The organism is Candidatus Kinetoplastibacterium sorsogonicusi, assembly GCF_003072465.1.
Taxonomy (GTDB): domain Bacteria; phylum Pseudomonadota; class Gammaproteobacteria; order Burkholderiales; family Burkholderiaceae_B; genus Kinetoplastidibacterium; species Kinetoplastidibacterium kentomonadis.
The window spans coordinates 140,448-156,153 of the sequence record NZ_CP025628.1; the positions used below are offsets into that span (position 1 = coordinate 140,448).

The following is a 15,706-nucleotide window of genomic DNA, read 5'->3' on the forward strand; positions in this document are numbered from 1 at the left end:
TAACAAGGATTATAAAATATTATGAAAAATCAAATTGCTGGTTTCATGAAGCAAGCTCAACAAATGCAAGATAATTTACAAAAAGCAAAAGATGATCTATCAAATTTACAAGTTGAAGGCATATCTGGAGGTGGATTAATTAAAACTATAATTAGTTGTAATTATGATGTAAAAAAAATCGAAATCGATGAAAGTTTATTAAATGAAGATAAGGATATTTTAGAAGATTTGATAGTAGCATCACTAAATGATGCTTTAAAAAAAGTAGAATTAAAATCTCAAGAAAAAATGTCTTCAATTACTGGAGGATTACCAATACCACCTGGATTTAAATTTCCATTTTAAATCATTAAAACTAAACTTTATTTAATTTTTAGATAAATTTATGAAAAATAAATTTGTTGAACCTGATTATTTAGTAGATCTTGTACAAGCCTTAAATCGTTTACCTGGTATAGGATTAAAATCAGCACGTCGTATGGTATATCACCTCCTTCAATATGATATTGAAGGATTAGAGATTTTGTCAAAAGCATTAATAAATGCAAATAAAAATTTGATTAGATGTATAAAATGTAATAGTTTTTCATGTCAACAAATTTGTCAAATATGTAGTAATCCTGATAGGGATAATACTATATTATGTATAGTAGAAACACCATCAGATATGAACGTTTTGGAATCTAGTAAAATTTTTAATGGATTATATTACGTATTAATGGGAAAACTATCTCCTCTAGATGGCATAGGACCTAAAGAATTGAATTTCGAACATTTAATAGAAAGAGCAAATACAGATAAAAATATCTTAGAAGTAATAATAGCTACTAATTTTACTGCTGAAGGAGAAACTACTGCTCATTATTTATCTGATATTTTATCTATTAATAAAAATATCCAAATTAGCAGATTATCTAGAGGTATTCCATCTGGAAGTGAAATAGAATATATTGATTCTAATAGTCTTGCTTGGGCTTTTATTGAAAGAAAAAAAACAAAGATCTCAAAATAATAAGAGATCTTGTGATTGATTTTATTTAATTATCAATAATAGATTCCATCTTAATAGTATCTTGTATAAACAATCTGATACCTTCATTTAATTTATCAGATGCCATACAATTATTATTCATTTTAGTTCTAAAAGACTGTTCATTTAAAATTAATTTATTTATTTTAAGATTTTTTGCTTTATTTTTATCCAAAGCTAATTCTATATCATTATCATTGTAATTAATTTTTAATTCTGAAATTAAATTAGGACTAATTGTAAGTAAATCACACCCACATAGTGCAATTATTTGTTTTGTATTACGGAAGCTAGCTCCCATAATTTCTGTTTTAATATCATACGATTTGTAGTAATTGAATACATCAGTTACAAACTGTACACCAGGATCAATAGAATACTGTTGATAATCATAATGTTTTTTATACCAATCATAAATTCTACCAACAAATGGAGATATTAATTTTACTTTAGCTTCTGCACATAATATAGCCTGCTCTATAGAAAAAATAAGAGTGAGATTACATCTAATATTTTCTAATTCTAAAATACTAGCAGCTTTTATACCTTCCCAAGTAGCGGCTATTTTTATTAATACTCTTTCCCTTGAAATACCTAGATTTTCATATTGTTTAATAATAAATCTTGCTTTTTCAATTGTTTTATTTATGTCAAATGATAATCTAGCATCTATTTCAGTAGAAACTCTTCCTGGTATAATTTGTAATATTTCATAACCAAATGCAACTGTTATGCGATCATAAATTTCAGAAATGCTTGCATTTTTATAATCTTTTTTAATTTTTTTTATTATTGGTTTATATTCTTCAAGTTGTACTGCTTTTAATATAAGAGAAGGATTAGTAGTAGCATCTGTTGGTTTTAAATCTTTAATCGTTTTAAAATCACCTGTATCTGCAACTATTGTTGTATATTTACGTAATGAATCAAGCTGACTTAACATAATTTTTCTCTAATGTATGTGTTTAAGAGTATGAAAACGAGTTGTTTTAATGAAAGAAACAAATTTTGTAGTCAAAGTTAGTATTATTTATGCTATAAATAATTTTCTATTATTTTATGTATTATAATACTAATAGTAATACTAATATACTGTTAGTTTAAAATAATTATGCTTATTAGTTTATTTATATCAAATAGTAATACTTTCTTAAATATATATATTTAATATATTTGAAAAAAATATACATATTCAAATATTTTCTATATCTAAATCAAAGGAGCTTTTGTGGAATATTATAATATTTTGGATAAAATTAAAAAATCACCTCCAGCGATTTTGGCATTATCAAATGGTACTATTTTCTATGGTATATCTATAGGAGTGACAAATTATGTAACAGCAGAAATAGTTTTTAATACTTCTATGACTGGTTATCAAGAAATTGCTACTGATCCAAGTTATTCTGGACAAATCGTAACATTAACTCACCCACATATTGGTAATACAGGTGTAAATAATGAGGATATTGAATCTAACAAAGTACATATTTCTGGTTTAGTAATCAGAGATTACCCTAATGTGTATTCTAATTTTAGGTCTAATGAATCCTTATCAAGCTATTTAATAAGAAATAATATCATTGCAATTTCAGGTATAGATACAAGAAAATTAACAAAAATATTAAGAGAATTAGGTACACAAGGTGCATGTATCTTTGTCGGCACAGATGAAAATTTTGCTATTAAAAAAGCAAAAGAATTTGCTGGAATGAAAGGTCAAGAGTTAGCAACAGAAGTTTCTACTAAAAGAATTAGTACATGGAATGAAAATTCTTGGAATTTTGAAATAGACAAGAATAAGAAAAAAGAAATCAAATTTCATGTTGTTGTGTATGATTTTGGAGTAAAAAGCAATATATTACGTTTATTAGTAGATCGTGGTTGTAAATTAACTATAGTGCCTGCAACTACTACTGCAGAAGATGTACTTAAATTAAATCCAGATGGAATATTTTTGTCTAATGGCCCAGGAGATCCAGAAACATGTGAATATGCTATAAAAGCTACAAAAAAATTCATAAATATGAATATTCCTTTGTTTGGTATATGTTTGGGGCATCAAATCATTAGTTTAGCTATTGGTGCTAAAACAATCAAAATGAAAACTGGACACCATGGTGCTAATCACCCTATCAAAGATTTAGCAACTGGTCAAGTTTTTATTACTAGCCAAAATCATGGTTTTACTGTAGATATTGATACATTACCTAAAAACGCAAGACCTACGCATATTTCATTATTTGATAATACGTTACAGGGTATGGAATTAATAGATCATCCTGTTTTTTGTTTTCAAGGCCATCCTGAAGGAAGTCCTGGACCTCACGATATTCATCATTTATTTGATAAATTTATAAAATTAATGTCTCAGACCGTGATTAAGGAGAATGAAAATGCCTAAACGTAAAGATTTGCATAGTATATTAATAATTGGGTCTGGACCTATAGTTATAGGACAAGCTTGTGAGTTTGACTATTCTGGTGTGCAAGCATGTAAAGCTTTTAAAGAAGAAAATTATAAAACTATATTAGTTAATAGTAATCCAGCTACTATAATGACTGATCCTGAAACAGCTGATGTAGTTTATATTGAACCTATAAATTGGCAATCTTTGGAAAAAATTATCGAAAAAGAAAGACCAGATGCTTTATTACCTACTATGGGAGGTCAAACAGCTTTAAATTGTGCTTTAGATTTATCTCGTAATGGAGTATTAAAAAAATATAATGTAGAACTAATTGGAGCTAATTCAAATGCAATAGAAAAAGCAGAAGATAGACAATTATTTAAAAAAGCTATGGATTCTATAGGATTACAGTCAGCAAAATCTGATATTGCTCATAGTTTAGAAGAAGCTTGGTTAATACAGAAAAAAATTGCTATTGACAATAATAATAATGGTTTTCCAATAGTTATTCGTCCCAGCTTTACAATGGGTGGATCAGGGGGCGGTATTGCATATAACTCAGAAGAATTTGAAACAATATGTAACAGAGGGTTAGAAGCTTCTCCAACACATGAGTTATTGATTGAAGAGTCTTTATTAGGTTGGAAAGAATTTGAAATGGAAGTTATTCGTGATAAGAATGATAATTGTATTATAGTATGCTCTATAGAAAATTTAGATCCTATGGGTATACATACTGGTGATTCTATTACAGTTGCTCCTGCTCAAACTTTGACAGATAAAGAATATCAAATTATGAGAGATGCCTCATTTGCTGTTTTAAGAGAAATTGGAGTAGATACTGGTGGTTCAAATGTACAATTTGCTGTCAATCCAATTAATGGAAGAATGATTGTAATTGAAATGAATCCTAGAGTTTCACGATCATCTGCTTTAGCCTCAAAAGCAACTGGATTTCCAATAGCTAAAATTGCAGCTTTATTATCTATTGGTTATACATTAGATGAACTAAGTAATGATATTACTGGTGGTACTATGCCGGCCTCTTTTGAGCCTTCCATAGATTATATAGTAACTAAAATTCCTAGATTTGCTTTTGAAAAGTTTGTAACAGCAGATTCTAAATTAACTACCCAAATGAAATCTGTTGGTGAAGTTATGGCTATAGGTAGAACATTTCAAGAATCTTTTCAAAAAGCACTTAGAAGTTTAGAAGTAGGTGTTGATGGATTAAATCAAAAAACTATAGATCGTGAAATATTACAATTAGAATTAGGATCCCCTGGTCCAGAAAGAATATGGTATATTGGAGATGCATTTGCACAAGGATTTAGTATTGAAGATGTGCATAAATATACTAAGATAGATGCTTGGTTTTTATCTCAAATAAAAGAAATTGTGGATATAGAATTATCTCTAGAATTGAAAAATATTTCAGATTTAAATAAAGATCTTTTATTAGAATTAAAACGTAGAGGTTTTTCTGATGCTAGATTGGCATATTTATTAGATTCATCTGAAAATGAAATTCGTAAATTAAGGCATAATTTCAATATTAGACCAGTATATAAAAGAGTTGATACATGTGCAGCAGAATTTTCTACTAGCACTGCATATCTCTACTCAACATATGAAGATGAATGCGAATCTGATCCATCTAATAAAAAGAAAATTATGATTTTAGGTGGTGGTCCTAATCGTATAGGTCAAGGTATTGAATTTGATTATTGTTGTGTTCATGCAGCAATGGCTCTACATGAAGACGGATATGAAACAATTATGATAAATTGTAATCCTGAAACAGTATCAACAGATTACGATATATCAGATAGATTATATTTTGAGCCTTTATCATTAGAAAATGTTTTAGAAATTTTTTACAAAGAACAACCATATGGTGTTATTGTTCAATATGGAGGACAAACTCCTTTGAAATTAGCAAGAGCATTAGAGGCAAATGGTGTACCTATAATAGGAACAAGTCCTGATTCTATTGATATAGCAGAAGATAGAGAACGCTTTCAAAAACTTATACATAAAATAAAATTACTACAACCAAAAAATGCTACTGCTCGTAATGAAATAGAAGCAATATCTATTGCTGATAATATTGGTTATCCATTGGTTGTACGTCCTAGCTATGTATTAGGTGGTAGAGCTATGGAAATAGTACATGAAAGATATGATTTAGAACGTTATATGCGTGAAGCGGTTAAGGTAAGTAATGATTCTCCTGTATTGTTAGATAGTTTTTTAAATAATGCTATTGAAGTAGATGTAGATTGTATTTGTGATGGGAAAGATGTATTTATAGGTGGCATAATGGAGCATATTGAACAAGCAGGTGTACATTCAGGTGACTCTGCATGTAGTTTACCACCTTATTCTTTATCAGAAAAAATTATATCAGATATCAAGAAACAAACTACTTCCTTAGCTAAAGCTTTAAATGTTAAAGGATTAATGAATGTTCAATTTGCTATTCAAGATAACGTAATATATATTTTAGAAGTTAATCCAAGAGCTTCTCGTACTATTCCATATGTTTCTAAAGCTACTGGGTTACAATTAGCTAAAGTTGCTGCTAGAGTTATGGTAGGCCAAAGTTTAAAATCTCAAAATATCGTAAATGAAATAACACCAAATTTTTATTCTGTAAAAGAAGCTGTTTTTCCATTTGCAAAATTTCCAGGTGTTGATAGTATATTAGGTCCTGAAATGAAGTCAACTGGCGAAGTTATGGGTATTGGTTTAAGTTTTGCAGAAGCTTTTGTAAAAGCTCAATTAGGTGCAGGTATTGTATTACCTAATAATGGTAAAATATTTATTAGTGTTAAAAATCAAGATAAGCCAAAAATAAAAGATATAGTTTTACATTTGCATAATTTAGGGTTTGAGATAATATCAACTATAGGTACTGCAAAAATTATTGCAGAATTAGGTATTCCTGTTAGAATTATAAATAAGGTTAATGAAGGTAGACCTAATGTAATAGATATGTTAAAAAATGGAGAGATTTCTATGGTTATAAATACTGTAGAAGAAAAACGTAATGCTATTAGTGACTCTAAATTTATTCGTACACAATCTGTTTTATCAAAAATTACTATTTTTACAACTATAAATGGTGCAAAGGCAGCTGTTGATGGTATGGTGTATCTAAAAAAACAGAAAGGCATTAAAGTATACTCTTTACAAGAAGTACATGAATCTTCATTAAAGGCATAAAATATCAGTAATAATTTGCAAAAATTTTTGATAAATTAATTATATAAAAATTTATTAAAAATTAAAAAATTTGCCCCGATGATAATCGGGGCTTTATTATTTTATTAATTTTTATAATTAATAAAATAACAAAAAATATTAAAAAGGAGATAATCATGTCTGCTATTTATTTAACAGTTAATGGAGCAGAACGTTTAAAAAAAGAATTACATCATTTAAAAACTATAAAGCGCCCTGAAATTATAAATGCAATTTCAGAAGCAAGGTCTCATGGAGATCTTTCGGAAAATGCTGAATATGATGTAGCTCGTGAAAAACAAAGCTTTATAGAAGGACGTATATCAGAATTAGAATCTATATTATCAAATGCAAATATTATAGATCCTAAGACTCTTGATGCTGAAGATCGTATAGTATTTGGTGCTTTTATAAAAATTGAAGAAATTTCTTCAGGTGAAATTACTTCTTACCAAATCGTTGGAAATGCAGAATCAGATATTAAATCTAATTTAATATCAGTATCTAGTCCACTAGCTAGAGCACTTATTGGAAAACGAGTTGGAGATATAGCATCAGTTGATGCTCCATCAGGTATTCATGAGTATGAGATATTGGAAATATCTTATAAATAAATCATTTTTTAAGATATTTTAGGTTTTCTATATAAAATAACTATATTACCTATTGAATATACATGTGAGCATGATAAGTGATTGCATATTTCAGAAATTATAATTTTATATGTATTTTTATTTTTTTCTAAAAAACGTATTTTTATAATGTTATGAGCAGATAATGCTACATCAATTTCTTTTATAACTTCTGTTGTCAAACCTTTTATACCTATTATTACAACAGGTTTCAATTTTTGTGATTTAGATTTCAGTTGATTCTTTTGTTTAGAGTTATTTATATTTATGTCCATATTTTTATATTGAGTGATAATGTTGAAAAAAAATTCTAAAAAGTGGTTACTTAAACATATAAATGATCCATATGTTAAATTAGCAAATAAAGAGGGTTATAGATCCAGAGCTGCCTTTAAACTATTAGAAATCTTAGATATAGAAAAAATAGAAATATCTGATGGATACATTATAGATTTAGGATCATCTCCAGGTAGTTGGTCACAAGTTATATGTAAAAAATTTATTAATAATAAACATATCAAAAACAAAATTATAGCACTAGATTTATTGCCAATGGAATCTATAGATGGTGTTGATTTTTTACAAGGTGATTTTCGTGATAAAAATGTTGAAATTGAATTAAGTAAAAAAATTGGATTGAACAAAATAAAATTTATTTTTTCTGATATGTCTCCTAATTTATCAGGAATACCTACTGTAGATAATGTGAGAATTATAGATATTGCTAATTTAGTATTTGAATTTGCTAAGAAATATCTTTCTAAAGATGGATTTATTGTATTAAAAACATTTCATGGCAGTGGTTTTTCACAAATTATGCAACTATTTAAATTACATTTTAAAGTAGTTGTAGAACGAAAACCCAAGGCATCTAGATCTAGTTCATCTGAAGTTTTTATTGTAGCTAAATTTCTAAAATAATTATTTTTAATTATTTTAGAATATAAATATTAATTTATAATTGTTTATAATTATTAAATATAATTTTTTTTAAAGAAAAAAATTATATAAATATCATTTGTTTATTTTAAACAAATATTAAATATTATTGGTAAAAATTTTGTTTTAATAAAATTTATAAAAAATCAAAAGCAGGAGCTGAGTTTTGAATAATAATTTATCAAAAATTATGGTATGGTTACTAGTAGCTATAGGTCTTTTTACAATTTTTAAAAATTTTGATTACCGACCAAGACATAGTGAAAGATATACATATACACAATTTATGGATGATGCTAAATCTGGACGAATTAGAAGAGTAGATATACAAGGTGATAATATTAAAGTCATCCCAAATCAAGGCCTTCCTTATTCTTTAACATCACCTGGAGATATTTGGATGGTTTCTGATTTAATGAAGTATGGAGTTCAAATTTCTGGTAAACCTAGAGAAGAACCTTCATTTTTAATAAGTGTTTTTGTTTCATGGTTTCCAATGCTATTGTTAATTGGAGTATGGATATTTTTTATGAAACAATTGCAAGGTGGTGGTAAAGGTGGAGCTTTTAGTTTTGGTAAATCTCGTGCCAAAATGATAGATACTGCAAAAAATAATACATCGTTTGCTGATGTTGCTGGATGTGATGAAGCAAAAGAAGAAGTACGTGAATTAGTAGATTTTTTACGAGATCCTAGTAAATTTGAAAAATTAGGAGGAAGAATACCAAAAGGTGTATTATTAATGGGATCACCAGGAACAGGTAAAACTTTATTAGCTAGAGCAATAGCTGGTGAAGCTAAAGTACCTTTTTTTCATATATCAGGATCAGATTTTGTAGAAATGTTTGTTGGTGTTGGAGCTTCGAGAGTAAGAGATATGTTTGAAAATGCTAAAAAGCATGCGCCATGTATTATTTTTATAGATGAAATTGATGCTGTTGGCCGTCAAAGAGGTGCTGGATTAGGTGGTGGAAATGATGAAAGAGAGCAAACATTAAATCAAATGTTAGTAGAAATGGATGGATTTGATCCTGGACAAGGAGTTATAGTAATTGCTGCTACAAATAGACCAGATGTTTTAGATCCAGCCTTATTAAGGCCTGGTAGATTTGACAGGCAAGTTGTAGTGCCTTTACCAGATATTAAAGGCCGTGAACAAATTTTAAAAGTTCATATACGTAAAGTACCATTATCTGAAAATACTAATATTAATATACTAGCTAGAGGTACTCCAGGATTTTCTGGAGCTGATTTATCAAATTTAGTGAATGAAGCTGCTTTATTTGCAGCTCGTCGTAATGCTTTTACAGTAGATATGCAAGATTTTGAAAAAGCTAAAGATAAATTAATTATGGGTCCTGAAAGAAAATCTATAGTTATGCCTGATGATGAGAGAAAAAATACTGCTTATCATGAATCTGGACATGCTATAGTTGCTAAAATGTTAAATAAAACCGATCCTGTTCATAAAGTTACAATTATTCCAAGAGGGTTAGCTTTAGGTGTAACTATGCAATTACCAGAAAGAGATCGTTATAGTATGGATAAAGAACGTTTATTAAATACTATTTCCGTGCTTTTTGGTGGTCGTATTGCTGAAGAAATTTTTATGAAGCAACAAACTACTGGTGCATCTAATGATTTTGAAAAAGCTACTTCTATTGCTAGAGATATAGTTACTCGTTATGGAATGTCTGATGAATTAGGACCAATGATATATACAGATAATGAAGGTGAAGTTTTTTTAGGTCGTAGTGTTACTAAAACTGTACATATTTCTGATTATACTATACAAAAAATAGATAATGAAGTTAGGAAAATAATAGATACTCAATATGCTATAGCACTTAATATTATAGAAAATAATAAAGAAATTGTTGAAAAAATGGCTATGTATTTATTAGAATTAGAAACTATTGATGCACAACAGATAGATGATATTATTGCAGGTAATATTTTAAAAAATGAGAAATAGAAAATTTATTTGTGGGCGTTTTGAAATAGATTTAGCATCTAAACCAGTTGTAATGGGTATTGTAAATGTCACTATTGATTCTTTTTCGGATGGTGGTTTATATATTGATGTTGATAATGCTATTGTTCATGCTAAAAAATTAATTGCAGAAGGTGTAGATATTTTAGATATTGGTGCTGAATCTACTAGGCCAGGAGCTAATAAAGTTAGTTCAGAAATAGAAATAGCTAGATTATTACCTGTAATTGAATCATTGAAAAATTTAGATATACCAATATCAATAGATACATATAAACCATCAGTAATGAAAAAAGTATTAGATGCTGGTGTAGATCTAATAAATGACGTATATGCTTTTAGAATACCTGGTGCTATAGAAATTGTTAATAATTATAATTGTGGATTGTGTGTTGTACATATGCAAGGTGAACCTTCTTATATGCAACATGATCCTAAATATAATAATTTAATAGAAGATATTAATAATTTTCTTAATAATATAATAAAAAATTTAACTAAATCAGGTATATCAAAAAATAGAATATTACAAGATCCTGGATTTGGATTTGGTAAAACTTTAGATGATAATTATAAAATTATCAAAAATTTAAACTATTTAAATCAAGAATTTCCAATTCTTGCTGGTTTATCTAGAAAATCTATGATTAGTAATATTGTTGGTAAAGAAACTATAAATAGATTATCAGGTAGTATATCAGCTGCATTAGCTTGTGTATTAAATGGTGCATCTATTATTAGAGTACATGATGTTAGTGCAACTATTAGTGCTTTAAAAATTTGGGAAAAAATAGGAAAAATTGGTTAATTATATATGAGCAAAATGAATTATTTTGGTACTGATGGAATCAGAGGACAAGTTGGAGGAGATTTAATTAATACAGATTTTATTTTTAAACTTGGCTATGCATTCGGTGTAGTACTAAATAATACAAATTGTAATCCACATAATAAAGTAAAAGTAGTTATAGGAAAAGATACAAGAATATCTTCTGATATGCTTGAAAATTCTATAGTAGAAGGTCTTATATCTGCTAATGTAGATGTTTTCTTGGCTGGTGTAATTCCAACATCAGCAATAGCATATATATCATATATATCTAATTTTTCGGCTGGTATAGTTATAAGTGCTTCTCATAATCATTATCTTGATAATGGTATTAAATTTTTTTCAGGAAATGGTAGTAAATTAAGTTTACATATGGAAGCAGCTATTGAAAAAGAAATTTCTAATCCAGTTATTTTATATTCAAAAAAAGGTATAGTAACTAAAATAAGTAATATCGAAGAGAAATATATTGATTTTTGCAAAAGTACTTTCCCTAACAATATAAGTCTTAAAGGTATAAAACTTGTTATTGATTCTGCTAATGGTTCTGCTTATAAAATAGCACCATATATTTTTAATGCATTGGGAGCTAATGTCTTTGCAATTGGATCTAATCCAAATGGAAAAAATATTAATGATAAAATTGGTTCAATATTTCCAGATACATTAAAACAAGTAGTAATATCTAAAAAAGCAGATTTAGGAATAGCATTTGATGGTGATGCTGATAGAGTTTTAATGATAGATAGTAATGGCAGAATATTTAATGGTGATGAGTTATTATATTCTATTGTAATAGATCGTTTATCATATAATATTGTCAATGGTGTTGTAGGTACATTAATGACAAATTATGGTTTTGAAAAACAAATGCATAAACTGCATATCAAATTTTATAGAACAAATGTTGGAGATAGAAATGTTATAGAAACAATGAAATTATATAATTGTTTATATGGTGGTGAAAATTCTGGACATTTAATTTGTTTAGATAGACATTCTACTGGTGATGGTATTATTTCTTCTTTACAAATTTTAGCTGCTATTATTAGACATAATCAGTCAATATCTTCTTTCATAAAAGATTTATATATGTATCCACAATATATTGTAAATGTTCCGTGGAATTATCAATATTCTTGGGAAAAAAATAATAAAATTCTTATAAAAAAACAAGAAATAGAGAAAAAATTGTCAAATAGAGGTAGAGTATTAATACGTAATTCAGGGACAGAACCAAAACTACGTTTAATGGTTGAAGCTGCTGATAAAAATCTTGCTTTATCTTGTATTCAAGAACTAAAATCAATATTTGATTAAATTATCAAAAAATTTCTAATAATATACAAATATATCAAAATATTTTTAAGATTTTTAATTTAAATATATTTAATATTATTAATTTTCAATTTTACTGTTATTTAATGTAATTTATGATAAAAGATATTTCTAATAAACCATTATTATTAAATAGAGATATTTCTTTGCTAAATTTTAATGAAAGAATTATGTCTATGGTTGAAGATAAAAATATATCTATAATTGAACGCCTTAGATTTTTATGTATTGTTTCATCTAATTTAGATGAATTTTTTGAAGTAAGATTCCCTAGTTTGAAAGAACAACAGTATAGACAAGATTTTCTTATTGAAAGATATGATGGATTTACTTTATTTGATATTATCAAAAAAGTAATGAAATTAACGCATGAAATATGTAACAAACAGTATTCATTATTAAATAATCAAATATTGCCCGAATTAGAAAAAGAAAATATCTTTCTTTTATCTCCTAAAATGTGGAATAAAGATCAATATGATTGGGCAATGTCTATATTCGAAAACGATATAATGCCACTATTAACACCTATTGGATTAGATCCTTCGCATCCTTTTCCTAGGGTGTATAATAAAAGTTTAAACTTTATTATTTCATTATCTGGAGCAAATGATGCTTTTAATCGTTTATCATCTGTAGCAATTATACAAGCTCCAAATGTGTTACCAACATTAATGCAAATACCATCAAATTTATCTAATAAAAAAACATTATTTGTATTAACTACTTCTATATTAAAAACATTTGTTAACAAATTATTTATTGGGTTAAATGTAAATAGATGTTATCAATGGAGAGTGACAAGAAATAGTAATTTATTTGTAGATGAAGAAGAAATGATTGATTTAAGAGAAGCGTTACAAGGAGAATTATCTCAACGTAATTTTGGCGCAGCTGTAAGACTTGAAATAGATGAAGATACTCCAAAAGAATTTGAAAAATTATTACAGCGCGAATTTTCTTTGTCAGAAAATGTTACTTATAGAGTTAAAGGTCCAGTAAATATTGCAAGATTAATGCCAATATATAATTTTGTGCGTAATAAAAATAATATTAATCAAAATAATTTGATATCTATTACAGATATATTTAATAGAAATTCTCATAAAATTGAAACTATATTTGAAAAAATATCTAAACAAGATATTTTATTACATCATCCTTATCAATCATTTCAAACGGTATTAGATTTTTTAGCATCTGCCGCTTATGATCCTAATGTTGTTGTAATAAAGCAAACAATATATAGAACAGGAGAAGATTCAGAGTTAATGAAAATACTCTTATATGCTGCTAAAATGGGTAAAGAAGTAACTGTGATATTAGAATTAATGGCTAGATTTGATGAACAAACTAATATTAATTGGGCTGCTCGTTTAGAAGAAGTAGGAGCACATGTTATATACGGAGTAGTTGCTTATAAAGTTCACGCAAAAATGGCAATGATTGTAAGGCGTGAAAAAAATAAAATAAAAAAATATGTTCATATTAGCACAGGTAATTACCATTCTTATACAGCTAGTTGTTATACAGACTTTGGTTTAATCACTGCTAATGAAAAAATTGCTAATGATATAGATAAAATTTTTTTACAATTAACAGGATTTAGTGCTCGTTTATCAATGCAATCTTTATTGCAATCTCCATTTACATTACGAGATGCAATGATAGCACATATTAAAAGAGAATCATTAGAAGCTATTAAAGGAAAAAAAGCTATTATTATGGCAAAAATGAATGCTTTATTAGAACCAGGCATAATAAAGGAATTATATACTGCTAGTCAAGCAGGAGTGAAAATAGATTTAATAGTTAGGGGAGCATGTGCTTTACGTGCTGGTGTTCCAAATTTATCTGATAATATTAGAGTTAGATCTATTATTGGAAAATATTTAGAACATTCAAGAGTATTTTATTTTTACTCTGCTGGAGAAGAAATAGTATATCTTTCTTCTGCAGATTGGATGGATAGAAATTTATTTCGTAGGGTAGAAATTGCTTTTCCAATTTATGATAAAATTTTAAAAAAAAGAATAATTCAAGAAGCTTTTATATATGCATTTCAAGATAATCAATTATCCTGGGAGCAAATAGATGGTAATTATATAAAAATAAAAAATATCGATTCAAAATTTAATGTACAAAACTATCTTGATAATGAAATTAATTTTCATATATAATTAATTATCTTTGACGTTTTGATTTATAAGATATATAATAATTCTTATCGGGGTGTAGCGCAGCCTGGTAGCGCATCTGCTTTGGGAGCAGAGGGTCGTGAGTTCGAATCCCACCACCCCGACCATACAAATTTTATTTGATATAAATATGATTATTTAATATTATTTTATAATTGATTAAATAACCTATTATTATTACTCTCTTTTATCTAAAAAAATTTAATTAATATGATTTAAAAAATTGATTAATAACTTTATTAACACCAATTTTCCAATGAGGTATGTTTATTCTTAATAATTTTTTTATTTTTGAAGAATTTAGACATGCATTATAGGGCCTTAAATTAATTTTATTGTTATTATTAATAATAATATTGTTTTTATCAATTTTAGTTTTAATATCTAAAAAATTCATATAATCTAATATATAACAAGATAAATTATATATATTAACTCTACCTAATGGGCTTATATGATATAAACCTATATTAATATTTATATTATTAATGTAATAAATAATAAATATAATTGTAATATCAACTATAATATCTACATGTGTTGGAACAATAATTTGATTATAATTAATGCTTAAAATTTTATCTGTTAAGAGAGAATTTATTATATTAGTAACTAAATTATTTTTATAATTAGATATTAACCATCCAAAGCGAAAAATTAAATATTTAGATTTACTAATAAAAATATTATTTTCACTTAAATATTTGGAATATCCATAAATATTAATAGGGTTTGTCCTATCATTTTCATTATATAAATCTTTTTTGTTACCATCAAATACATAATTTGTTGAATAATGAATGATTAAAATACCATTTTCATATGAATATTTAGCAAGAATTGATACTAAATATGTATTTAGCATAAATACATATTTAGGTGATAATTCTGCTTGATCTACATTAGTAAATGCAGCAGCATTTATAATGATATCTGGTTTAATAATATTTAATTTTTCAATTAAGTTTTTAGCATAATATAAATTAATATCTTTTCTATTAATTTGTACTATATTAACATTTAATTTTTTTATTTTATATTTTAATGCTTTTCCTAATCTTCCATTACTACCTATTAATAATATTTTCAT

At 26.7% G+C, this 15,706-nt stretch carries 13 protein-coding genes and 1 tRNA gene; 11 read left to right on the forward strand and 3 right to left on the reverse strand.

What is annotated here, in order from left to right:
* Positions 1-18 precede the first annotated feature (18 nt).
* A complete protein-coding gene (locus CKSOR_RS00705) occupies positions 19-345 on the forward strand; it encodes a YbaB/EbfC family nucleoid-associated protein (RefSeq protein ID WP_108673697.1) in 327 nt (108 codons plus the stop codon).
* Between the two features lie 40 nt (positions 346-385).
* Positions 386-1,012 (forward strand): recombination mediator RecR, encoded by a 627-nt coding sequence (gene recR, locus CKSOR_RS00710; RefSeq protein ID WP_108673698.1) that lies wholly within the window; start codon positions 386-388, stop codon positions 1,010-1,012.
* Between the two features lie 25 nt (positions 1,013-1,037).
* On the opposite strand, the gene tal is transcribed toward recR, so the two are convergent.
* Entirely contained in the window at positions 1,038-1,973 is a 936-nt protein-coding gene (gene tal, locus CKSOR_RS00715) for a transaldolase (RefSeq protein ID WP_108673699.1), read from the reverse strand.
* Positions 1,974-2,258: 285 nt separating this feature from the next.
* Between tal and carA the strand changes: the two genes are divergently transcribed.
* The 3 genes from carA to greA all read left to right on the forward strand — a co-directional run bounded on the left by carA (position 2,259) and on the right by greA (position 7,301).
* Positions 2,259-3,434 carry a glutamine-hydrolyzing carbamoyl-phosphate synthase small subunit gene (gene carA, locus CKSOR_RS00720; protein WP_108673700.1) on the forward strand — a complete coding sequence of 392 codons (1,176 nt, stop codon included), beginning with the start codon at positions 2,259-2,261 and terminating at the stop codon, positions 3,432-3,434.
* Entirely contained in the window at positions 3,427-6,669 is a 3,243-nt protein-coding gene (gene carB, locus CKSOR_RS00725) for a carbamoyl-phosphate synthase large subunit (RefSeq protein WP_108673701.1), read from the forward strand. Before carA ends, carB begins: the two co-directional genes overlap by 8 nt.
* Positions 6,670-6,824: 155 nt before the next feature.
* A complete protein-coding gene (gene greA, locus CKSOR_RS00730) occupies positions 6,825-7,301 on the forward strand; it encodes a transcription elongation factor GreA (protein WP_108673702.1) in 477 nt (158 codons plus the stop codon).
* An 8-nt stretch (positions 7,302-7,309) separates the two neighbouring features.
* Here greA and CKSOR_RS00735 read toward each other — a convergent pair whose 3' ends face one another.
* Entirely contained in the window at positions 7,310-7,594 is a 285-nt protein-coding gene (locus tag CKSOR_RS00735) for a YhbY family RNA-binding protein (RefSeq protein WP_108673703.1), read from the reverse strand.
* Between the two features lie 16 nt (positions 7,595-7,610).
* Between CKSOR_RS00735 and CKSOR_RS00740 the strand changes: the two genes are divergently transcribed.
* The 6 genes from CKSOR_RS00740 (at position 7,611) to CKSOR_RS00765 (ending at position 14,723) form a co-directional block, all read left to right on the forward strand.
* Complete coding sequence (locus tag CKSOR_RS00740) at positions 7,611-8,240, forward strand: RlmE family RNA methyltransferase (RefSeq protein WP_108674209.1); 630 nt, start codon at positions 7,611-7,613, stop codon at positions 8,238-8,240.
* A gap of 184 nt (positions 8,241-8,424) precedes the next feature.
* Complete coding sequence (gene ftsH, locus CKSOR_RS00745; protein ID WP_108673704.1) at positions 8,425-10,233, forward strand: ATP-dependent zinc metalloprotease FtsH; 1,809 nt, start codon at positions 8,425-8,427, stop codon at positions 10,231-10,233.
* Positions 10,223-11,059 (forward strand): dihydropteroate synthase, encoded by an 837-nt coding sequence (gene folP / locus CKSOR_RS00750; RefSeq protein ID WP_108673705.1) that lies wholly within the window; start codon positions 10,223-10,225, stop codon positions 11,057-11,059. The genes ftsH and folP overlap by 11 nt, the downstream gene beginning before the upstream one ends.
* Before the next feature lie 6 nt (positions 11,060-11,065).
* On the forward strand, positions 11,066-12,400 hold the full coding sequence (glmM, locus tag CKSOR_RS00755; protein WP_108673706.1) for a phosphoglucosamine mutase: 1,335 nt from the start codon (positions 11,066-11,068) through the stop codon (positions 12,398-12,400).
* Positions 12,401-12,513: 113 nt separating this feature from the next.
* A complete protein-coding gene (gene ppk1, locus CKSOR_RS00760; protein ID WP_108673707.1) occupies positions 12,514-14,598 on the forward strand; it encodes a polyphosphate kinase 1 in 2,085 nt (694 codons plus the stop codon).
* Positions 14,599-14,646: 48 nt separating this feature from the next.
* Positions 14,647-14,723 (forward strand) — tRNA-Pro (locus tag CKSOR_RS00765).
* Between the two features lie 98 nt (positions 14,724-14,821).
* On the opposite strand, the gene CKSOR_RS00770 is transcribed toward CKSOR_RS00765, so the two are convergent.
* Entirely contained in the window at positions 14,822-15,706 is an 885-nt protein-coding gene (locus CKSOR_RS00770) for an SDR family oxidoreductase (RefSeq protein ID WP_108673708.1), read from the reverse strand.